At 61.0% G+C, this 20812-nt stretch carries 18 protein-coding genes and 1 pseudogene; 10 read left to right on the top strand and 9 right to left on the bottom strand.

Annotated features, from left to right (window positions below; genetic code table 11):
* Both CON76_RS02300 and ispD read right to left on the bottom strand, forming a co-directional pair.
* Nucleotides 1-132, bottom strand: a pseudogene (locus CON76_RS02300) (IS5/IS1182 family transposase); the annotation flags it as partial.
* 257 nt (nucleotides 133-389) lie between these two features.
* Entirely contained in the window at nucleotides 390-1151 is a 762-nt protein-coding gene (gene ispD, locus CON76_RS02295) for a 2-C-methyl-D-erythritol 4-phosphate cytidylyltransferase (protein WP_101101687.1), read from the bottom strand.
* A 28-nt stretch (nucleotides 1152-1179) separates the two neighbouring features.
* Here ispD and mfd point away from each other — a divergent pair, with 28 nt between their 5' ends.
* Together mfd and CON76_RS13015 are read left to right on the top strand one after the other, a co-directional pair.
* Complete coding sequence (mfd, locus tag CON76_RS02290) at nucleotides 1180-4659, top strand: transcription-repair coupling factor (RefSeq protein WP_101101685.1); 3480 nt, start codon at nucleotides 1180-1182, stop codon at nucleotides 4657-4659.
* Between the two features lie 5 nt (nucleotides 4660-4664).
* Entirely contained in the window at nucleotides 4665-4841 is a 177-nt protein-coding gene (locus CON76_RS13015) for a hypothetical protein (protein WP_169928962.1), read from the top strand.
* On the opposite strand, the gene CON76_RS02285 is transcribed toward CON76_RS13015, so the two are convergent.
* On the bottom strand, nucleotides 4838-6106 hold the full coding sequence (locus CON76_RS02285; protein ID WP_101101694.1) for an RNA-guided endonuclease InsQ/TnpB family protein: 1269 nt from the start codon (nucleotides 6104-6106) through the stop codon (nucleotides 4838-4840). The genes CON76_RS13015 and CON76_RS02285 overlap by 4 nt on opposite strands.
* Nucleotides 6107-6306: 200 nt before the next feature.
* Between CON76_RS02285 and CON76_RS02275 the strand changes: the two genes are divergently transcribed.
* The 5 genes from CON76_RS02275 (at nucleotide 6307) to CON76_RS02255 (ending at nucleotide 12396) form a co-directional block, all read left to right on the top strand.
* The gene (locus tag CON76_RS02275) at nucleotides 6307-6666 is read left to right on the top strand and encodes a type II toxin-antitoxin system HicB family antitoxin (RefSeq protein ID WP_101101683.1); all 360 of its coding nucleotides are present in this window, start codon (nucleotides 6307-6309) and stop codon (nucleotides 6664-6666) included.
* A 63-nt stretch (nucleotides 6667-6729) separates the two neighbouring features.
* Nucleotides 6730-6936 (top strand): type II toxin-antitoxin system VapB family antitoxin, encoded by a 207-nt coding sequence (locus CON76_RS02270; RefSeq protein ID WP_101101692.1) that lies wholly within the window; start codon nucleotides 6730-6732, stop codon nucleotides 6934-6936.
* Nucleotides 6933-7310: a type II toxin-antitoxin system VapC family toxin gene (locus CON76_RS02265; RefSeq protein ID WP_101101681.1), complete on the top strand. Its 378-nt coding sequence runs from the start codon at nucleotides 6933-6935 to the stop codon at nucleotides 7308-7310. Before CON76_RS02270 ends, CON76_RS02265 begins: the two co-directional genes overlap by 4 nt.
* A gap of 29 nt (nucleotides 7311-7339) precedes the next feature.
* Entirely contained in the window at nucleotides 7340-9412 is a 2073-nt protein-coding gene (locus CON76_RS02260; protein ID WP_101101679.1) for a site-specific DNA-methyltransferase, read from the top strand.
* 8 nt (nucleotides 9413-9420) lie between these two features.
* A complete protein-coding gene (locus CON76_RS02255; RefSeq protein WP_169928961.1) occupies nucleotides 9421-12396 on the top strand; it encodes a restriction endonuclease in 2976 nt (991 codons plus the stop codon).
* Here the strand turns inward: CON76_RS02255 and CON76_RS02250 are convergent.
* On the bottom strand, nucleotides 12378-13214 hold the full coding sequence (locus tag CON76_RS02250) for a ferritin-like domain-containing protein (protein ID WP_101101675.1): 837 nt from the start codon (nucleotides 13212-13214) through the stop codon (nucleotides 12378-12380). The genes CON76_RS02255 and CON76_RS02250 overlap by 19 nt on opposite strands.
* Before the next feature lie 16 nt (nucleotides 13215-13230).
* Between CON76_RS02250 and CON76_RS02245 the strand changes: the two genes are divergently transcribed.
* Nucleotides 13231-13755, top strand: coding sequence for a gamma carbonic anhydrase family protein (locus CON76_RS02245; protein ID WP_101101673.1), 525 nt, complete (start codon nucleotides 13231-13233; stop codon nucleotides 13753-13755).
* 33 nt (nucleotides 13756-13788) lie between these two features.
* Nucleotides 13789-14769, top strand: coding sequence for an Hsp33 family molecular chaperone HslO (gene hslO, locus CON76_RS02240; RefSeq protein WP_101101671.1), 981 nt, complete (start codon nucleotides 13789-13791; stop codon nucleotides 14767-14769).
* A gap of 15 nt (nucleotides 14770-14784) precedes the next feature.
* Here hslO and CON76_RS02235 read toward each other — a convergent pair whose 3' ends face one another.
* The 5 genes from CON76_RS02235 to CON76_RS02215 are packed head-to-tail and all read right to left on the bottom strand — an operon-like array spanning nucleotide 14785 to nucleotide 19428.
* Nucleotides 14785-15261, bottom strand: a complete 477-nt coding sequence (locus CON76_RS02235; RefSeq protein WP_145995306.1) for a hypothetical protein — start codon at nucleotides 15259-15261, stop codon at nucleotides 14785-14787.
* Nucleotides 15258-15542, bottom strand: coding sequence for a cell division protein FtsB (ftsB, locus tag CON76_RS02230; protein ID WP_101101667.1), 285 nt, complete (start codon nucleotides 15540-15542; stop codon nucleotides 15258-15260). Before ftsB ends, CON76_RS02235 begins: the two co-directional genes overlap by 4 nt.
* A 23-nt stretch (nucleotides 15543-15565) precedes the next feature.
* Nucleotides 15566-16864: a phosphopyruvate hydratase gene (gene eno, locus CON76_RS02225; protein ID WP_101101665.1), complete on the bottom strand. Its 1299-nt coding sequence runs from the start codon at nucleotides 16862-16864 to the stop codon at nucleotides 15566-15568.
* Nucleotides 16865-16915: 51 nt separating this feature from the next.
* Nucleotides 16916-17773 (bottom strand): 3-deoxy-8-phosphooctulonate synthase, encoded by an 858-nt coding sequence (gene kdsA / locus CON76_RS02220; RefSeq protein WP_101101663.1) that lies wholly within the window; start codon nucleotides 17771-17773, stop codon nucleotides 16916-16918.
* On the bottom strand, nucleotides 17770-19428 hold the full coding sequence (locus CON76_RS02215; protein WP_101101661.1) for a CTP synthase: 1659 nt from the start codon (nucleotides 19426-19428) through the stop codon (nucleotides 17770-17772). Before CON76_RS02215 ends, kdsA begins: the two co-directional genes overlap by 4 nt.
* Before the next feature lie 134 nt (nucleotides 19429-19562).
* Here CON76_RS02215 and tnpB point away from each other — a divergent pair, with 134 nt between their 5' ends.
* Nucleotides 19563-20696, top strand: a complete 1134-nt coding sequence (gene tnpB / locus CON76_RS02210) for an IS200/IS605 family element RNA-guided endonuclease TnpB (RefSeq protein WP_101101659.1) — start codon at nucleotides 19563-19565, stop codon at nucleotides 20694-20696.
* The last annotated feature ends 116 nt before the right edge of the window (nucleotides 20697-20812 follow it).

Here is a 20812-nt window from a genome sequence, read left to right as displayed (position 1 = left end):
GGGTGCGGCCAGCCACTGCATGTCGCGGTCGAGCCACAGGGTCAGCGAGCCTCGCGCCTTGAGCGCGGCGTTGTACTCGGCCCAGTTGCGTGTCTGGTAGCGGGTCTTACTGGTGGCGCTGGCTTCACTCATGGCCCAAGGTTACCTGCTTCCGGGGTGTTTGTGCAACAAAGCCAAAGCCGGATGATCAACAGCAGGAACGGAAAAGCGGTAAGGGCTACGCGTCTTAAATGAAAGAAACGCTGACCGTCCTAACCAACGCTTCAACCCGGACGCGCCGCAAGCGGCGCGCCGGTTAAGCTGCACGTTATACCCCTCCTCTCAGTCAGCTTTACCCACCCCAGCAGTGGCCCACCAGCAAACGAGCTCGTAGCCCATAAGTGCCACCCTCAAGCCTGAACCTGCCGTTGCAGCAGCACCGCTTGGGCCAGTGCAAAATCTTCAGGGTACGTTACTTTGAAATTTTGGGCACTGCCACGCACCAGCAAGGGTTGCAAACCTAGGGCTTCGATGGCACTGGCTTCGTCGGTAATCCCGACAAAATCACCCGCTTGTGCTTGAGCCAAGGCCCGATGCAGATCGACCACACGGAACATTTGCGGTGTCTGGGCCAGCCATTTGTCGCTGCGGTTCACCGTGTCTACCACACGGGACTGTGCTGGCGCTCCCCCCGCCACTTTCAAGGTATCGGGCAAAGGCAAGGCCAGCAAGCCCCCCACGGCATCGGGCCAGCACGCTTGAACCAAAGCGTCGATTTGTTCGGGAGTCACCAAGCAGCGGGCTGCATCGTGTACCAGCACCCAATCGTCGGGCTTGGCCCCCGCTGCTTGCAACGCCACCAAGCCGTTGAACACGCTGTGGGCGCGCGTAGCCCCCCCGACCGGCCACACCTGCACCCGTTCATGCGTGGGCGTATAGGCCCCGTCGTCTGGTGCCACCACCACCACCACACCCGTGATGTGGGGGGCACGCAAAAAAGCGTCCACCGTGTGGTCGATCAAACGCTGGCCCGCCAACACCTCGTATTGTTTGGGGGTGGACAAACCGGCGCGGCTGCCACTGCCCGCGCAGGGAATCAAGGCCCAGCAGCGTGCAGCGTCGGGGGCGGTGGCGGCCCCAGCGGGCGCAGAAGAGGAAGAAAAAGCGGACATGTTGGACAGGATTCTAAAATCTGTCCGCATGGACTTGCCCAAACTCACCCCCGGTAAACGCTTCAGCCTGCCCCGCCCCTTGGGTTCTGCCGATGCCCTGTGGCTGGCCCAACTCGGCCAACGCGAGAAAACCGCTGGCCGCCCGGTGGCCATCGTCACAGCCGATGCCAACGACGCGCAGCGCCTGCTGGACGAATTGCCGTTTTTTGCGCCAGACTTGCGCTGTGCCTTGTTCCCGGACTGGGAAACCCTGCCCTACGACAGTTTTTCGCCACACCAAGACTTGATCAGCGAACGGCTGGCCACGCTGTGGCGCATCCAGCAGCGCAAGGCCGAGGATGGGGCCGATGTGGTCATCGTGCCCGCCACCACCGCGCTGTACCGGTTGGCCCCGCCCTCGTTTCTGGCCGGATACACCTTCCATTTCAAGACCGGGCAAAAGCTGGACGAGGCCCGCTTCAAGGCCCAATTGACGCTGGCGGGCTACCAGCACGTGACGCAAGTCGTCAGCCCCGGCGAATACGCTGTGCGCGGCAGCCTGATCGACCTGTTCCCGATGGGTGCGCCCATGCCGTACCGGGTCGATCTGTTCGACGACGAGATCGACTCCATCCGCACTTTCGACCCCGACAGCCAACGCAGCCTGTACCCCGTGCCCGAGGTGCGCCTGTTGCCGGGGCGCGAATTCCCGATGAACGACGAAGCGCGTGCGCTGTTCCGTGCGCGCTGGCGCGAACTGCTGGACGGCGACCCCACCAAAAGCCGCATCTACAAGGACATGGGCAGCGGCGTGGCCACAGCGGGCATTGAGTACTACCTGCCGCTGTTTTTCGAACAAACCGCCACCGTGTTCGACTACCTGGGCACCGATGCCACCTTAGTGTTGCACGGCGATTTGGAACCCGCGTTCCAACGCTTTTGGCAAGACACGCAAGAACGCTACCGTCTGCTGCGTGGCGACCCCGAACGCCCACCGCTGCCGCCCGAGACCCTGTTCCTCAACGCCGAGACCTTTTACGCCAGCGCCAAAGCCCACGCCCAACTGGCGCTGCGCCCCGACGTGCAAGACGTGGAACACAGCGCCTGGGTGCAAGCCCTGCCCGATGTGGCGGCCCAACGCGGCACCGACGAACCACTGGCCAAACTGCACGCCCATTTGCGCGGCACCCACCACCGCGTGCTGCTGCTGGCCGAAAGCGCTGGCCGCCGCGAAAGCCTGCTGGACTTTCTGCGCGCCAGCGGTGTCAGCGCGCCCGCGTTCGACACGCTGGCCGAATTCCAAACCAGCACCGAAAAAGTGGGCATTGCCACCGCCGCGCTGGCCAACGGCTTTGCGTGGACGCAACACGGCATCGACTTCATCACCGAAACCGAATTGTTTGCCGCTGGCCCCACCACACGCCGGCGCAAAAAGCAAGAACAGGTCAGCGATGTCGAAGCCCTCATCAAAGACCTGAGCGAGCTCAACGTGGGCGACCCCGTCGTCCACAGCCAGCACGGTATTGGCCGCTACCGAGGGCTGATCCACATGGACATGGGCGACCAACTGCCCGATGGCACGCCCGCGCTGCTGGAATTCCTGCACCTGGAATACGCCCAAAACGCCGTGCTGTACGTGCCAGTGAGCCAGTTGCACCTCATCAGCCGCTACACCGGCGTGAGCGCCGACGAAGCCCCCTTGCACAAGCTGGGCAGCGGCCAGTGGGACAAAGCCCGGCGCAAGGCCGCCGAACAGGTGCGCGATGCCGCCGCCGAACTGCTCAACATCTACGCCCGCCGCGCCGCACGCGAGGGCTTTGCCTTCCGCTTTGACGCGCACGACTACGAAGCCTTTGCCAACGACTTTGGCTTTGAAGAAACCGCCGACCAAAACGCCGCCATCCACGCCGTGATTCAGGACATGGTCAGCCCGCGCCCGATGGATCGGCTGGTCTGCGGCGACGTGGGCTTTGGCAAAACCGAAGTCGCGCTGCGCGCCGCCTTTGTGGCCGTGACCGGCGGCAAGCAAGTGGCGTTTTTGGCCCCCACCACGCTGCTGGCCGAACAGCACTACCAAACGCTGGTGGACCGCTTTGCCAAGTGGCCCGTGCGCATTGCCGAAATGAGCCGCTTTCGCACCACCAAAGAAATCAACGCTGCCCTCAAAGGTGTGGCCGACGGCAGCATCGACATCGTGGTGGGCACCCACAAGCTGTTGAGCGAGAAAACCCAGTTCAAGAACCTGGGCCTGCTCATCATCGACGAAGAACACCGCTTTGGCGTGCGCCACAAAGAGGCGATGAAGGCCTTGCGCGCCGAGGTGGATGTGCTCACGCTCACCGCCACCCCCATCCCGCGCACACTGGGCATGGCGCTGGAGGGCCTGCGTGACCTGAGCGTCATTGCCACCGCCCCGCAACGCCGTTTGGCCATCAAAACCTTTGTCCGCAACGAGGGCCACGGCGTGATCCGCGAAGCCGTGCTGCGCGAACTCAAACGCGGCGGGCAGGTGTACTTTTTGCACAACGAGGTGGACACCATCGAAAACCGGCGGCAAAAGTTGGAGGAAATCCTGCCCGAAGCGCGCATTGCCATCGCACACGGCCAGATGCCCGAACGCGAACTGGAACGCGTGATGCGCGACTTTGTGGCACAACGCTTCAACCTGCTGCTGTGCTCCACCATCATCGAGACCGGCATTGACGTGCCCACGGCCAACACCATCATCATGAGCCGAGCCGACAAGTTCGGGCTGGCCCAACTGCACCAGTTGCGTGGCCGTGTGGGCCGCAGCCACCACCAAGCCTACGCCTACTTGCTGGTGCCCGACATCGATGGCCTGACCAAACAGGCACAACAGCGGCTCGATGCCATCCAGCAAATGGAAGAACTGGGCAGCGGCTTCTACCTGGCCATGCACGATCTGGAAATCCGGGGCGCGGGCGAGGTGCTGGGCGAAAGCCAAAGCGGCAACATGCTGGAAGTGGGCTTCCAGCTCTACAACGAAATGCTGGCCGAGGCCGTGGCCAGCCTCAAGGCCGGGCGCGAACCCGACTTGCTCAACCCGGTCAACGTCACCACCGACATCAACCTGCACGCCCCGGCGCTGTTGCCCGACGACTACTGCGGCGATGTGCATCTGCGCCTGAGCTTCTACAAAAAACTGGCCACCGCCAAGACCAGCGACCACATCGACCGTCTATTGGAAGAATTGGTGGACCGCTTTGGCAAACTGCCCACACAAGCGCAAACCCTGCTCGATGTCCACCGCCTGCGCGTGCTCAGCCAACCCTACGGTGTGCAAAAAATCGATGCCACGCCGGGCGTGATCCTCATCACCTTCCGCCCCAACCCGCCCATCGACCCAATGCGCATCATTGAACTGGTGCAAAAAAACCGCGACATCAAACTGGCGGGCAACGACAAGTTGCGCATCGAACGCGCCCTGCCCGAAGCCAAAGACCGCGCCCAGATGGTGCGCGACGTGCTGCGGCACTTGGGGCAGCCGTTGGCGAACCCACTACAATAGCTTGCATGAACAGCAAGCATCGCAAAACGCTGGAAGCGATCTTCAGCAAGCCCACGCAAGGCAACATCAAGTTTTCGGATGTGGAATCGCTGGTGTTGGCCTTGGGTGGCGAGGTGGTGGAAGGCGCAGGCTCGCGCGTTGCCATGCACCTGCATGGGGGTTTGACATCCTCCCCGTCCTAAAGGACGGGGACTCCTACCGCGCCCGCGCCAACATCATGCTGGATGCGGGTCGCCTCGGTGGGTTCCTGCTTCGCCGAGGCTGCGCGCTTCGGTCTTGCGACCTTGGCGCGTCTGACATCCTCTCCACAGGCTAACAAGCGCAGTCCGCGCTCTAAAATGTTCATGGCCCCGACCACATCGGCGTGGTTTTGGTAGCCACATTGCACGCACAAAAACTGAGCTTGCGTGCGCCGGTTGTCCGGCGAGATGTGCCCGCAACACGGGCAGGTTTGGCTGGTGTAGTGCGGTGGCACGGCCACCAGCATCCCGCCCGACCACTCCAGCTTGTACGTCAGTTGGCGACGAAACTCGTACCAACCCTGATCCATGATCGAGCGGTTCAGGCCAGCCTTAGCTTTGACGTTTTTTCCGGGCTTGTCTTTGCTGCCCTTTGCCGACTTGGACATGTTGCCGACCTGCAAGTCCTCGATGCAGACGAGCGCGTGGTGTTGGCTGATCGCTGTCGTGGCTTTGTGCAGGAAGTCGTTGCGGCAGTGGGCAATCCGAGTATGGATTTTTTGGACTTTGGCTTTTTCCTTTTTCCAGTTGTTGCTGAATTTGACCTTGCGGCTCATGCGCCGCTGGTAGCGGGCCAGCCGCACTTGGTGGCGCTTGAAACTGTTGAGCGGTTCGAGGAAGTCGCCGTCGCTGAAGGTGGCAAAGCGCGCAATGCCCATGTCGATGCCAATGGCGCTGGTGGCCTGCGGTATGGGCTGCTCTACTTCGCGTTCAGTCTGGATGCTGACAAACCACTTGCCCGCACGTAGGCGAACAGTCACGTTCTTAACCGTGCCCAGTACCGGGCGCGACAGGCGCAAGCGCATCCAGCCCAGTTTGGGCAGGAAGATACGGCCATTGGCCTGATCGAGCTGGAATCCTTGTGGGTAACGAAAGCTCTCGGACTGGCCCTTTTTCTTGAAACGGGGAAAGGCCGCGCGCTTCTCAAAGAAGTTGGTGTAGGCGCGTTCCAGATTTTTCAGGGCTTGTTGCAACGGCTGGCTGGGCGCGTCGTTAAGCCAAAGCAGTTCCGGTTGCTTTTTCCAGCCAGTGAGTTCCTTGCTCAACTGGACGTAGGTGAATCGCTTTTCACCGGCGGCGCGTCGTTCCTGCTGCAACGCCAGTGCCTTGTTGAACACGAAGCGGCACGCACCAGCAAAGCAGCGCATCTGATACGCTTGCTGGCCGTTGGGGCGCAGTTTATATTGGAAGGACTGGAGGCGTTGCACAGGATTCATTCTACGTTGCTGAACGATAATTCAAGCCAACAGGACGGCTGCGCCGTCCGCGCTGTCCATCCCCGCCGTGAACGGCGAGGCTTTCCGCGTAAACTGGTAAAACACGCCCATCGCCCGCATCCGGGCAAAGAGGCCAAACGGTACCAGATCAACGAAATACGCGCCTGGTTGCAGGCGGTAGGAGTGAAGCCATGAACAGCACACTGACGCACAAAGGGCTGACAGCCCGTGTCGAATTCGATGCCGATGACGGCATTTTTTGGGGCAAGGTGCTGGGCCTGCCCGACCAAATCAGCATTACCTTTGAAGGCCAAACGGTGGCTGAACTGCGCCAAGATTTCTGCCACGCGGTGGATTTTTACCTGGAAGAATGCGCTCGCAAGGGTGTTGCCCCCCTCAAACCCGCCAGCGGCAAACTGATGTTGCGCGTTTCCCCCGAAGTACACAGCGCCGCGCTGACAGCTGCACACGCCGCTGGCACCAGCCTGAACCAATGGGCCGCGCGCGTGCTCGGCGAAGCCGCTGGCATGGGCCATCACCATCCCGCCTGATGCCACACCGACACCGATTTTGATGCACAATGATGCAGAAATCAACATCCAAACCACTTGGCCATGCGTACCACTTTGACGATTGACGACCAACTTTTCCACAAAGCCATGTCACTGGCTCCACCTAACTTGGAAAAGTCCGAACTCATTCGAGAATGTGTCAAAGCGTTCATTCAACAGCAAACCGCACGCCGACTGGCGGCGCTGGGTGGTCAAGCGCCTGAAATTGAGTTGGCACCTCGCCGCCGCGAAGAAACGGGTCAACCGTGAACGTGCTGGTCGATACTTCGGTTTGGGTAGGACATTTCAAACAGCGTAACCACCAACTCGTGGTACTGCTGGAAACAGGGTTGGTCATTTGCCATCCCTACGTGGTCCTGGAAGTGGCTTGCGGCACACCACCCAACCGGCACACAGCCGTAAAGTTGCTGCAAGAACTTGAACACGCCCCAGTAGCCACCGGACAAGAGGTCATGGCATTGTTGGACAACCGCCAGCTTTACGGTCGCGGTTGTGGCTTTGTGGACATGCACCTGCTTACCTCTGCGCTACTGGGTGAACGTACGCAACTCTGGACACTGGACAAGCGCCTAGCGACCTTGGCCGATGAGCTGGGCTTGCTGTACCGACCCACCCTGCAATAAACCCTGTGCTCAACCCCCATCCTTCCGCCATGCCCCAACAGCCCATTTTTAACGCCCCCAGCCCCGCCGCCACCAAGTTGGAGCAACTGCGTGCGCTGTTTCCGCAAGCGGTGGAAACCGACAGCGATGGCCGCATCCGCATCAACCCGCAGGCGCTGCAACTGGCGTTGGACCCCGCCAACCCGGCGGGCATCCGGGTGGAAGAAGACGGCTACGAGCTGCGCTGGGTGGGCAAGCGCGAGGCGTACCACAGCGCGTTTGTGCCGGTGCAAAAAATCCTCAACCCCTTGCCCGACCACAGCCAACACTGGGACGCAACGGGCAACCTGCTCATCAAGGGCGACAACCTGGACGCATTGCGCCTGCTGCGGCAAAACTATTTTGGCCAAGTCAAGCTGATTTACATCGACCCGCCCTACAACACGCAAAGCGACGCTTTTATTTACCGCGACGATTTCAGCGCCAAACAAAGCGAAGTGCTGGCGCAACTGGGTTACAACGCCGACAACATCGACTACATCAAAAACATTTACGGTGCCCGCACGCACAGCGGCTGGCTGAGCTTTATGTACCCGCGCCTGCTGCTGGCCAAAGATTTGCTGCGCGACGATGGTGTGATATTCATTTCCATCGACGATAACGAGCAGGCGCAGTTGAAATTGTTGTGTGATGAGGTGTTTGGGGAAGAAAATTTTGTCGCCAACATCGTGTGGCAACGCTCTAAAAAAGGCGACTCCAAACTGGTGTCCGTGGTTCACGAATACGTCTTGTGTTACGTGAACAACAAAGCCACCGTGCTGGAAAATGGCGTGTGGCGCAGGCACAAAGACGGAGCCGATGCGGTGCTGGCCAAATACACAGAACTGAAGGCAGAACTGTCCGGCAACCACGAAGCCATACGCAGTGCCATGATGGCTTGGTACAAGTCGTTACCCGCCAACGACCCGCGCAAGGCACACAAGCACTACACCTGGTCAGACGACCGGGGCCTGTACTTTGCTGATAATTTTGCAGGGCCGGACGATGGCCGGGCCTCACGGCCCCGGCACGACATTCTGCACCCGGTTACGGGCCGACCCTGCAAAAAGCCGTCCACCGGCTGGCGTTGGGACGAGGAAAAAACCCGCTGGGCGTTGTCTGAGCAACCGCCCCGGATCCATTTCGGCCCGGATGAGACCACCATTCCCACACGCAAGAGCTACTTGGCCGAGATAGACAGCGAACCTTACGCCTCGGTGTTTTACCGTGACGGCAGGTCGGCCACTCTGGAAGTGGAGGCACTGGTTGGAAAAGGTTGCTTTCCGTTTCCCAAAAACACCGACGTACTGTCAGAACTGATTCAGCTCACTACCACACGTGATGACCTGATTCTTGACTTCTTCGCCGGCAGCGGCACCACCGGCGAGGCGGTGATGCGCCTCAACGCCGAAGACGGGGGCCAGCGCCAATTCATCTTGGTGCAAATTCCGCAAGCCATCGACCCCAAAAAGCAAAAAGAAGCCCACAGCTTCGTCACCGAGACTTTGGGCCAGCCCGAAGCCACCATTTTCGAAATCACCGCCGAGCGCCTGCGCCGCGCCGGGGCCAAATTGCAAGCCGAACAAGCCGCCAAAGCACAGGCCCAAGGCGGGCTGTTGCCCACCGATGCAGCGCCCGCGCTGGACACGGGCTTTCGCGTCTTCGAGCTGATCGACGACCCCGACGCGCTCATCCTCTCGCAACCGCTGGGCAGCGCCAGCCAAGCCGATCTGGCCGCCTTCACCGCCCAAGTGGCCAGCCCACAGCCCGCACACGTGCCGCGCGTGCTCTACAACCTGCTGGTGGCCGAGGGCCTGCCGCTCACCACACCCGTGCGCACCATCGTGCCCGACCACATCTACTTGGCGCACAACGTCGCCCTTGTGCTGCAAGCCCTGCCCTGCACCACCGCGTTTTCCGACACGCTGCACCAACTCAAAGCCCAATGCCAGCAAGCGGGCACGCCGCTGCACTACGTCACGGTGTACGCCCCCTGGGTACACAACGACAACCTGCTGCTGGGCATCCAAACCGTGGTGGCCACCTTGGGCCTGTCGGCCAGCCAACTGCACCTGCGGGGTTAAAGCGCGCCATGTCTGCCCAATTCCAGTACGTGCGTCTGGCGCACCAAGCGCAGGCGGTGCAAAGCATTGCCGATGTGTTGGCCAACGTCCACTTTGCCGCCCCCGGCAACATGCAGGCCAACCCGGTGTACCTGCCACACGCCGAACACAAAACCTTGCAGGCCAACATTGAACGCATCCGCGCCCGCAACCAGGTCAACACCGGCCCGGTGGCCGTGGCCTCCACCGCCACGCCCGCGCTCAACCTGGACGTGTTGATGGAAACCGGCACGGGCAAAACCTTCACCTTCATCGAAACCATACACCGCCTGCATCAGGAATACGGGCTGTCCAAATTCATTGTGCTGGTGCCCAGCAACGCCATCCGGCAAGGCACGCTCAAGAGCCTACAAACCACCGCCGCGTTTTTTGCCAAGGAATACAACAACCAGCACATCCACGTCGTCAACTATTCCGACAAAACCGTGGCGGGCTTCATCCACGCGGCCAACCGGGGCATTTCGGTGCTGGTGGCCACGTTCCAATCGTTCAACCGCGACAAAAACACCATCCACAAGCGCGGCGTAGAAGCCAACCTGTTTGGCCACGCCAAAAGCTACATGGAGGCACTGGCCGCCATCCGGCCCGTGCTCATCATCGACGAGCCGCACCGCTTCGAGGGCAAGCAAACCCAAGAACACCTCGCCCGCTTCAACCCGCTGCTGACCATCCGCTTTGGGGCCACCTTCAAAAACGACAGCTATTGCAACCTGCTGTACACGCTGGACAGTCTTGCCGCGTTCAGACAACGGCTGGTCAAAGGCATCACGGTCGATACCGTGGGCACCCACTCCAGCGGCATGCAAACCCTGTGCCTGACCAGCGTCAGCGGCACCGCCGCCGACCGCACCGCCCACGTGACGTTGCAATACCCCTCGGGCAAAACCGGGGCCATTGCACTGCACAAAAAAGACAACCTGGGCCAAAAAACCGGGCTGGACTTTTTGAACGGCCACGTGGTGGAAACCATCAGCACCAAAGAACTGGTGTTCACCAACGGCTTTGCCCTGCCGCTGGGCGAAGCCAGCAGCTACGGTGTTTTGGCGCACGAGCTGCAATCCATCATCATCCAGCGCAGCGTGGCCAACCACTTTGAACGCGAAGAAGCCCTGTTCAAACGTGGCATCAAATCGTTGAGCCTGTTTTTTATCGACTCGGTGGCCAAATACCTGCCCGAAGGCCAGCAACCCGCCGCTGTGCGCGAGGCGTTTGAGCGGCACTACCGCGACGCGCTGGCACACACACTGGCCCGCAACGACCTCGACCCCGGCTACCGCGCTTACCTGATGCGCTCCGCGCACGATGTCAGCCGCGTCCACAAAGGCTACTTTGCCCGCTCGCACAGCGAAAAAGGCGAGGAAGAAGCCATTCGCCTCATCTTGCAGGAAAAAGAAAAACTGCTGTCGTTCGACACCGATTTGCGCTTCATCTTCTCCATGTGGGCGTTGCAGGAAGGCTGGGACAACCCCAACGTGTTCACGCTGTGCAAACTGGCCCCCAGCAACAGCAAAATCACCAAACTGCAACAAATTGGCCGGGGCCTGCGGCTGGCGGTCGATCAGCAGTTGCAACGCATTGCGCCCGACGATGCCGAATTCGACACCATCAACGACCTGACCGTGGTGGTGCCCGCCAGCGAAGGCGATTTTGTGGCCGCCATTCAAAACGAAATTGCGGCACACAGCGTCCAGCAAGTTGGCCGCACCCTGACGCAAGAAACGCTGCTGACCAACGGCATTTCCAACAACCCATTTGTCACGGTAGCCCTGTTGCAAACCTTGTCGGCCCACGGCTTTGCCAGTGTGGACATGCTGCAAGGCAGCGCCACCTTGACACTGCCCAAGCACGAATACCAAAGCAAACGCCCTGTGCTGGAAGCGGCCCTGCACCACGTGCCCAACCTGCCCGCCGTCAGCGTGCAGCGCCTCATTGCCTACTTGGATGCCTATTACGAAGGCTCCAGCCAAGTCAAAGCCAAGTCGGGCAAACCACCCGCCACCTTGACGGTGAACCCCACGCAGTTCCAACACTTCAAGGCGCTGTGGGCGCAGCTCAACCGCCAAACGGTGCTGCACTACGATGTGGACACGCCCACGCTGGTGGGCAAGGTGCTGGAGCGCATTGAGCGGTCGTTCCATGTGCCACCCCTGTCCGTCCACGTCACGCGCACCACCGACGTGCAGTTTGCCCCACAAGCACAAGAAAGCACATCGGCCCCCTACGCGGTGCGCTCACACACCGCCTACACCTTGGCCGAATTTGTGCGCGAATTGACCCACCGCACCGGGCTGTCGCGGCAAACCATCGCGCACATCTTGCAACAGATGCCCGCCGACAAATTTGCCCAGATACGGCACAACGAACAACGCGCCTTGACCACGCTGGCCGAACTGGTATCGCACACCGCGCATGAGCTGATGGTGCAAAAAGTCAGCTACGAATTGCGCGAGATACACGTCAAAACCAAACTGACCGACACCACCGGCGCACTGCTGGCCACCCTGCCGGCCAGCTTGTGCGGTGCAGAAAGCCACGACATCACACACAGCGGCGTTGCCGCCCGGTCGCTCTACGCAGAACCCGTGATGCCGGTGGACAGCCAAATTGAACGCGACACGGTGGACGAATCCAACCAAGACCAGATCACGGTGTTTGCCAAACTGCCCAAAGTCAATATTCCCACCCCTGTGGGAAATTACAACCCCGACTTTGCCTACTGCGTGCAACACAACGGCCAAGCACAGGCGCTGTACCTCGTGGTGGAGACCAAAGGCTACGACAGCGAACTGCAAATCCCGGAACAAGAACGCCAAAAAATCGACAGCGCCAAACGGTTTTTTGAAGCACTGCAAAGCCAAGGCGTGCCGGTGCAATACCGCACCAAAATCAACGGCCAGAAGCTGGGGCAACTGCTGGCCGAAGTCGCTCAAGCCCCCAGCAAGTAGTCCAGCTCCTGCTGGCTAAAACCCGCCTTGCGGCGAGCCGCGTCGTTGAACGGGGGCTTGAGGCGCGGTGCGTCGTACTGACGAGCCAGCGTGCCGTAGTGCGCCACGGGGTCAATGCCATCGCGTTCGCACAGCCAGCGGTACCAGTGGTTGCCGATGGCCACGTGGCCCACCTCGTCGCGCAAAATGATGTCCAGCAACGCCACCGCTTGCAGCGCGTCGGGGGTGTTGACCTTGCGCAACTTGGCTTGGATGATGGGCGTGGCATCCAGCCCACGGGCTTCCAGCGTGCGCGGCACCAACGCCATGCGAGCGGTGATGTCGTGGGCGGTTTTTTCGCACATGGCCCACAGGCCGTCGTGGGCATCAAAGTCGCCATAGTCCCACGTGGCACCGGGCTGGGGGTGCGGCATGGTGCGCAGGTGGTCGCGCAACAGACCAAAGTGGTAGGCTTCCTCCACCGCCACTTGCCACCAGTTCAGGTAAAAGTCACGTGGCATGCCCACAAAGCGCCACACCGCGTCCAGCGCCAGATTGATCGCATTGAATTCGATGTGGCAAATGGCGTGGATCAGCGCCGCCCGCCCCTCCAGCGTGAACGGCGAGCGCGTGGACACTTGCGCGGGCGCAATCAGATGTGGACGCTGGGGCCGCCCCGGCCACACCATGGGCGGTGGCTGCACGTCGGCCAACTGGAATACGCGGTCGATGTCCAGCGGCAACTCGGCCAACTGTGCCGCCACGCGCTGTACGTGTTGAATTTTTTCGGTGGTATCGGCGCAACACAAGGCGGCCAATGCGTGCTGACGAAGTTCCATCCGTAGAATTGTAGGCATGACCATCTACCAGCTTGACGAACACACCCCACAAGTTCACCCCACGGCTTTTGTGGCCGACAGCGCCCAAGTCGTTGGCCGTGTCACGCTGGGCGAAGGCAGCAGCGTGTGGTTCAACACCGTGATACGTGCCGACAACGAACCCATGACCATCGGAGCGGGGAGCAACATCCAAGACGGCAGCGTGCTGCACTCCGACACTGGCTTTCCGCTCAGCGTGGGCGAGCGTGTGACCGTGGGGCACCAAGTGGTGCTGCACGGCTGTACCGTGGGCGATGAATCGCTGATCGGCATTGGGGCGGTGGTGCTCAACGGGGCCAGGATTGGCAAGCATTGCCTCGTCGGTGCGGGTTCACTGGTCACTGAAGGCAAAGAATTCCCCGATGGCTCCATGATTTTGGGCAGCCCGGCCAAAGTGGTGCGCCAGCTCACGCCCGAACAGATCGACGGCCTGCGCCGCAGCGCGCAACACTACATCGCCAACGCCCAACGCTTCCAAGCGGGCTTGAAAAAAGTGGACTGAGGCCCACCTGCGCCATTCTTTCAAGGAATCTCTGTGTCCGAATTGCATAAATTTTTGTTCGATGGCGTGCCCGTGCGCGGTATGTTGGTGCGCCTGACCGACAGCTGGCAGGAAATGCTGCGCCGCCGCGACCAAGCCGGGGGCTACCCCGCTGCCGTGACCGAGCTGCTGGGTGAGATGTCCGCCGCCGCCGTGCTGATGCAAGGCAACATCAAGTTCAACGGCGCGCTGGTGCTGCAAATCATGGGCGACGGCCCGGTCAAGCTGGCAGTAACCGAAGTGCAACCCAATTTCAGCTTTCGCAGCACCGCCACCGTGACCGGCGAAGTGGCCGCCGACGCACCCTTGAGCCACATGGTCAACGTCAACAACCACGGGCGTTGTGCCATCACGCTCGACCCCAAAGACCGCCTGCCGGGCCAGCAACCTTACCAAGGTGTGGTGCCGCTGTACGACGACCAACGCCACAAGCTGGAGCGCCTGAGCGACGTGCTGGAGCACTACATGCTGCAAAGCGAACAGCTCGACACCAAACTGATACTGGCGGCCAACGAGCACACCGCCGCCGGGCTGCTGATCCAGCGCCTGCCTGCCACGGGCGAGGCCAACCTCTCGGGCACCGCCGCCACCACCGCGCACGAGGACGAGATCGGCCAGAACGAGGACTACCACCGCATTGCCACCCTGGCCGCCAGCCTGACGCGCGACGAGCTGCTGACGCTGGATGCCGACACCATCCTGCACCGGCTGTTTTGGGAAGAGAACCTGCTGCGTTTTGTGCCGCACGAAGGCATCTACACACCCCAGTTTGCATGCTCCTGCTCACGCGAACGGGTCGGGCAGATGCTGCACAGCTTGGGCGTGGCCGAGGTCGAATCCATCATCGCGGAACAAGGCCAAGTGGAGGTCGGCTGCGACTTCTGTGGCGCGCAATACCGTTTTGACCCAGTGGATGCGGCGCAACTGTTTGTGCAAGCCGCCCAACAACCGCCCACACCCGCGCACACACACTGACAGAAGGAAACCGGCTCAACGCGCTCCGCGCTGGGCCAACAAATCTTGGAACAGGCGGCGTTCGCACACCGGGTCGCTGCAATCCTCGCACCCCATACGGTGCCAAGTTGGTGTGTTGGACGGTGCTATGTTGTGGTGGGCAGCATCGGCCACCAGTGCCTGTCGCAAGGCCGGTGCCCAACCCTGCGTACCACTGGGGTACAACACCTGCAATGGCAAACCCAGACTTTGCACAACGGCCCGCAAAGCGCTGTCAGCGGCTTCGTCGCTGGGGGACAAGGGCAAGCCGGGATCGGGGGCCAGCAGCAGCACACGGCCAACATTGAACGCGGCACTGGCCTCCACGCAATAACGGGTTAACCGCTGAACTCGGGCTTGTTGCCACCAGCGCAGCACTTCCGATGTGGTACTGGCGTGGGCAACACCCCACCGACGCGCCCAGCGTTCAGGCTGGGTGCAGGGTGCGCCCAGCAACAGCACCGCACGGTTCAAGGTGCGGGCTGGGCCAGTTGCACAAAGATCTCGTTGGGCTTGACCATGCCCAACTCGTAGCGCGCCATTTCTTCCACAATGGCCAGGCCTTCCTGCAGGTCGCGCACCTCGCTCACCAGCTGCTCGTTGTGCTGGCGCGCCTGCTCATTGGCCTGGGTCTGCAACGACAGCTCCTCGCGCAGCTGCGCCACCTGCGCCACATTACCGCGCCCAAACCACAGCTGGCCTTGCAGCACCAGCAGCAACAACACCAGCATCAGGGTGGCCAGGCGGGCGTTCATGGGGCGGCGTCAGTCGGGGGCGTTCAACGCAGGTTGTAGAAAGCGTCACGGCCCGGGTACTTGGCCACGTCGCCCAGATCTTCTTCGATGCGCAGCAGCTGGTTGTACTTGGCCATGCGGTCGGAACGGCTCATGGAGCCGGTCTTGATTTGCAGCGCGTTCAGGCCGACGGCGATATCGGCAATCGTGCTGTCTTCGGTTTCGCCCGAACGGTGGCTGATGACGGCGGTATAACCCGCACGCTTGGCCATTTCGATGGCTTCAAACGTTTCGGTCAGGGTGCCGATCTGGTTGATCTTGATCAGGATGGAGTTGGCGATGCCTTTGCGGATGCCTTCCTTCAAAATCTTGGTGTTGGTGACGAACAAATCGTCGCCCACCAACTGCACCTTCTGGCCCAGGCGCTCGGTCAAATGGGCCCAACCGTCCCAGTCGCCTTCGTGCATGCCGTCTTCAATGCTGATGATGGGGTACTTGTCGACCCAGGTGGCCAGCATGTCTGTCCATTGCTGGGCGGTCAGCACCAAACCTTCGCCTTCCAAATGGTACAACTTGGAACCGTCTGGGCCTTCCTTGCAGAACTCGGAAGCGGCGCAGTCCAGGCCCAGCGCGATTTGTTCGCCAGCGGTGTAACCGGCCTTGTCGATGGCTTCCAGAATCAACTGGATGGCGGCTTCGTGGCCATCCACCGACGGCGCAAAGCCGCCTTCGTCGCCCACGGCGGTGCTCATGCCCTTGTCGTGGATGATTTTCTTGAGCGCGTGGAACACTTCAGCGCCCCAGCGGATGGCTTCGCGGAACGACGGTGCGCCCACGGGCAGGATCATGAATTCCTGGATGTCCAGGTTGTTGTTGGCGTGCGCACCGCCGTTGATGACGTTCATCATTGGCACCGGCATTTGCATGCTGGTGCTGCCGCCAAAGTAGCGGTACAGCGGCAGGCCAGCTTCTTCAGCGGCGGCGCGGGCCACGGCCATCGACACCGCCAGCATGGCGTTGGCACCCAGGCGGCCCTTGTTCTCGGTGCCGTCCAGGTCGATCAGGGTCTTGTCGAGGAAGGCTTGCTCGGCAGCATCCAGGCCCAACACGGCTTCAGCGATTTCGGTGTTGATGTTTTCCACGGCCTTGAGCACACCTTTGCCCAAGTAACGGCTCTTGTCGCCGTCGCGCAGCTCAATGGCTTCGCGGCTGCCGGTGGATGCGCCCGACGGCACCGCCGCACGGCCCATCACGCCGCTTTCCAGCAGCACATCGCATTCCACGGTGGGGTTGCCACGGCTGTCCAGCACTTCACGGCCGACGATATCAACGATTGCACTCATGTGTTTACCTTTGGGAGGAGATGAAAAAAAGGACGAAACAGAACCTTGGACTCAAACGCCGAAAGCATTTTCCAGAAAACCGTGACGCTTGGTCACGCGGTCAAGATCCAACAATGTTTCCAGCAACGGTTTCATGTGTCGCAACGGCACCGCATTCGGGCCATCCGACCACGCATCTGCCGGGCGAGGATGGGTTTCCATAAACAGGCCAGCCACACCTGCGGCCACACCGGCACGGGCCAGCACCGGCACCATGTCGCGCGCACCGCCGCTGCTGGCACCCAGACCGCCGGGCTTTTGCACCGAATGGGTCACATCGAACACCACCGGGGCGCCAGATTTGCGCATTTCGGCCAAACTGGTCATGTCGGCCACCAAGTTGTTGTAGCCGAAACTGACGCCGCGTTCACAGGCCAAGAAGTTGTCTTCGGGCAAGCCCACTTCGCGCGCGGCGGCGCGGGCCTTGTCGATGACGTTGGTCATGTCCCACGGCGCAAGGAACTGGCCTTTTTTGATGTTGACCGGTTTGCCCGACTGCGCCACGGCGCGGATGAAATCGGTCTGACGGCACAAAAAAGCCGGCGTTTGCAACACATCCACCACACTGGCCACGGGATTGACCTGGGACGCATCGTGGACATCGGTCAGGATGGGTAGGTGCAATTGGCGGCGCACCTCGTCCAGAATCTTCAGGCCCGCATCAAGGCCCACGCCGCGCTGGCTGGTGCCAGAAGAACGGTTGGCTTTGTCGAACGAACCCTTGTAGATCAGGGGGATGCCCAACTCACCGCACATCTCTTTGAGCTGGCCTGCCACATCCAGCGACATCTCCAGCCCCTCGATGGAGCACGTGCCTGCAATCAAAAAGAACGGCTGCTCCAATCCGACCTCAAAGCCACACAGCTTCATTTGCGACCTTTGTGTTGATGCTGGGCCAGACCGGCCTTGACGAAGGCGTTGAACAGCGGGTGCCCATCCCACGGCGTGGACTTGAACTCGGGGTGGAACTGCACGCCCACGAACCACGGGTGTACGTCTTGCGGCAGCTCGACGATCTCGGTCAGGTGCTCGCGCTGCGTCAGGGCGGAAATCACCAGCCCGGCCTCGCGCAGGCGGTCCAGGTACTGGGTGTTGGCCTCGTAGCGGTGGCGGTGGCGCTCGGTCACCACGTCGCCGTAGATCTGGTGCGCCAGCGTGCCGGGGGCCACGTCGGAGCTTTGGGCGCCCAAGCGCATGGTGCCGCCCAGATCGGAGCTGGCATCGCGCTTCTGGATCGAGCCGTCGGCATCTTGCCATTCATCGATCAGGGCGATGACCGGATACGGGGTCTGCGGATCAAATTCGGTGGAGTTCGCACCTTCCAAACCGGCCATGTGGCGCGCAAATTCGATGGTCGCCACTTGCATCCCCAAGCAGATGCCCAGGTAGGGCACCTTGTGCTCGCGGGCGTAACAGGCGGCGGCAATCTTGCCTTCCACGCCGCGCTTGCCAAAGCCACCGGGCACCAGAATGGCATCGAACTGGCCCAGTTTTTCGGCCACGTTGGCGGATGTGAGGGTTTCGGAGTCGATGTAGGTGATGTCGGACTTGACGTGGTTGCGCATGCCCGCGTGGCGCAGCGCCTCGTTGACCGACTTGTAGCTGTCGGACAGATCGACGTACTTGCCCACCATCGCAATCTTGACCACCCCCTTGGGATTGCGGGTCTCAAACACCAAATCGTCCCAGCGCTTGAGGTTGGCGGGCGGCGTGTTCAGGCGCAGCTTGTCACAGATCAAGCCATCGAGCCCTTGCTCGTGCAGCACGCGCGGCACCTGGTAGATGGTGTCCACGTCAGGCATGGAAATCACGCCCCACAGCGCCACGTTGGTGAACAGGCTGATTTTGTCGCGCTCGTCGTCGGGGATCACGCGGTCGGCGCGGCACAGCAGCGCGTCGGGCTGGATGCCAATTTCGCGCATCTTTTGCACCGTGTGCTGGGTCGGCTTGGTTTTAAGCTCGCCCGCAGCGGCAATCCACGGCACGTAGGTCAGGTGCACAAAGGCCGAATTGTTGGGGCCCAAGCGCAGGCTGAGCTGGCGCACGGCTTCCAGGAACGGCAGCGATTCGATATCGCCCACGGTGCCACCAATTTCAACAATCGCCACGTCCACCGCCTCGGGCGTGCCGTAGCCCGCGCCGCGCTTGACGAAGTCTTGGATCTCGTTGGTGACGTGCGGAATCACCTGCACGGTTTTGCCCAGGTAGTCGCCCCGGCGCTCCTTCTCCAGCACCGACTTGTAGATTTGCCCGGTGGTGAAGTTGTTGGCCTTCTTCATCCGGGTGTTGATGAAGCGCTCGTAGTGGCCCAGGTCGAGGTCGGTCTCGGCACCATCGTCGGTCACGAACACCTCACCGTGCTGCATCGGGCTCATGGTGCCGGGATCGACATTGAGGTACGGATCAAGCTTGATCAGGGTCACTTTGAGACCGCGCGATTCGAGCAGCGCAGCCAACGAGGCGGAAGCGATGCCCTTGCCCAAAGAGGACACCACGCCCCCGGTAACGAACACAAATTTGGTCATCAATCTACGCGGGAAACCCCGACATTCATGCCGGGGAGGGATAGCGCGGCTTGCACTGCAAGCCCCTGAACCCGCTCCATTTCTGTTGGGCTATCTTCTGGGTGAATGAGGTGATTTTCGTGTAAATTGCCTACATGGACATCAAGCGTGCCTACCGCTTTCGGTTTTACCCTACGTCTGAGCAAGAAACCCTCTTGGCCCAGACGTTCGGTTGTGTGCGCGTGGTCTACAACCACATGCTGCACCTGCGCACGGAAGCGTGGGAACAGCGGCAGGAGCGCATGGGCTACAACGACACCTCTGCCGCGTTGACGTTGCTCAAAAAGCAGCCGGAGTACGCTTGGCTCAACGACGTGTCCTGTGTGCCGTTGCAGCAGGCGCTGCGCCACTTGCAAACGGCGTTTGGCAACTTTTTTGCCAAACGCGGGCGTTACCCGCAGTTCAAGCGCAAAGGTGGCCACCAGTCGGCGGAATACACCGCCAGCGCGTTCCGCTGGGATGGTCAGGTGCTCAAACTGGCGAAGATGGACGCACCGTTGGATGTCCGCTGGTCGCGCAAAATTCCACCAGCGGCCAAGGTCACCACGGTGACGGTCAGCAAAGACGCAGCGGGCCGCTACTTTGTCAGCCTGCTGTGCGATGACGTAGTCTGCGCCAAACCCGAAGTAGCAGAAAAAATTGGCATTGACTTGGGCCTGACTCACTTCGCCATCCTCTCCACGGGCGAGAAGATTGCCACACCCAACGCTTTCCGTAAGCACGAGAAGAAGCTGGCCAAACTCCAGCGCCGACTCGCCAAAAAGAAGAAAGGCTCTAAAAACCGCACCAAAGCGCGGCTCAAAGTTGCCAAGCTGCACGCCAAGATTGCCGACATCCGCAAGGATTTCACGCACAAGCTCTCGACCCGACTGATCCACGAAAACCAAGTGGTCGCCGTTGAGACGCTGGCCGTCGGCAACATGAAGAAGAACCGCAAGCTCGCCAAGTCCATCGGTGATGCTGGCTGGGCCGAATTCGTGCGCCAGCTTGAATACAAGGCCAAGTGGTACGGCAGAGAAGTCGTGAAAATCGACCGCTGGTACCCGTCGTCCAAGCGTTGCAGCGACTGCGGGTACACGGCACAAAAGATGCCCTTGAATGTACGGCATTGGACATGCCCCGACTGTGGCAGCAGCCACGACCGGGACATCAACGCCGCACGCAACGTACTGGCCGCCGGGCTGGCGGTGTCAGCCCGTGGAGAAGCTGTAAGTCCTGTGTCTCGTTGAGGCATGGGCGGGGTTCTGTGAAGCGGGAATCTTCGCCACTTGTGGCGAGGAAAATGTCAAGTCGCAAACGGGCTGTGGGCCCGCAGGAGTGTGAAATGGGGATTATAAAAGGCCCC

This window comes from Macromonas bipunctata (assembly GCF_002837135.1).
Taxonomy (GTDB): domain Bacteria; phylum Pseudomonadota; class Gammaproteobacteria; order Burkholderiales; family Burkholderiaceae_C; genus Macromonas_A; species Macromonas_A bipunctata.
Note: the sequence above shows the minus strand (reverse complement) of the source record. Positions and strands in the feature narration are given on the sequence as shown.

Coding starts and splice junctions, on each gene's coding strand:
- kdsA (WP_101101663.1), bottom strand. CDS start 17,773: ATGAAGCTGTGTGGCTTTGAGGTCGGATTGGAGCAGCCGTTCTTTTTG.
- mfd (WP_101101685.1), top strand. CDS start 1,180: ATGGACTTGCCCAAACTCACCCCCGGTAAACGCTTCAGCCTGCCCCGC.
- tnpB (WP_101101659.1), top strand. CDS start 19,563: ATGGACATCAAGCGTGCCTACCGCTTTCGGTTTTACCCTACGTCTGAG.
- eno (WP_101101665.1), bottom strand. CDS start 16,864: ATGAGTGCAATCGTTGATATCGTCGGCCGTGAAGTGCTGGACAGCCGT.
- CON76_RS02270 (WP_101101692.1), top strand. CDS start 6,730: ATGCGTACCACTTTGACGATTGACGACCAACTTTTCCACAAAGCCATG.
- CON76_RS02275 (WP_101101683.1), top strand. CDS start 6,307: ATGAACAGCACACTGACGCACAAAGGGCTGACAGCCCGTGTCGAATTC.
- CON76_RS02245 (WP_101101673.1), top strand. CDS start 13,231: ATGACCATCTACCAGCTTGACGAACACACCCCACAAGTTCACCCCACG.
- ftsB (WP_101101667.1), bottom strand. CDS start 15,542: ATGAACGCCCGCCTGGCCACCCTGATGCTGGTGTTGTTGCTGCTGGTG.
- CON76_RS02250 (WP_101101675.1), bottom strand. CDS start 13,214: ATGGAACTTCGTCAGCACGCATTGGCCGCCTTGTGTTGCGCCGATACC.
- CON76_RS02215 (WP_101101661.1), bottom strand. CDS start 19,428: ATGACCAAATTTGTGTTCGTTACCGGGGGCGTGGTGTCCTCTTTGGGC.
- CON76_RS02260 (WP_101101679.1), top strand. CDS start 7,340: ATGCCCCAACAGCCCATTTTTAACGCCCCCAGCCCCGCCGCCACCAAG.
- ispD (WP_101101687.1), bottom strand. CDS start 1,151: ATGTCCGCTTTTTCTTCCTCTTCTGCGCCCGCTGGGGCCGCCACCGCC.
- CON76_RS13015 (WP_169928962.1), top strand. CDS start 4,665: ATGAACAGCAAGCATCGCAAAACGCTGGAAGCGATCTTCAGCAAGCCC.
- CON76_RS02255 (WP_169928961.1), top strand. CDS start 9,421: ATGTCTGCCCAATTCCAGTACGTGCGTCTGGCGCACCAAGCGCAGGCG.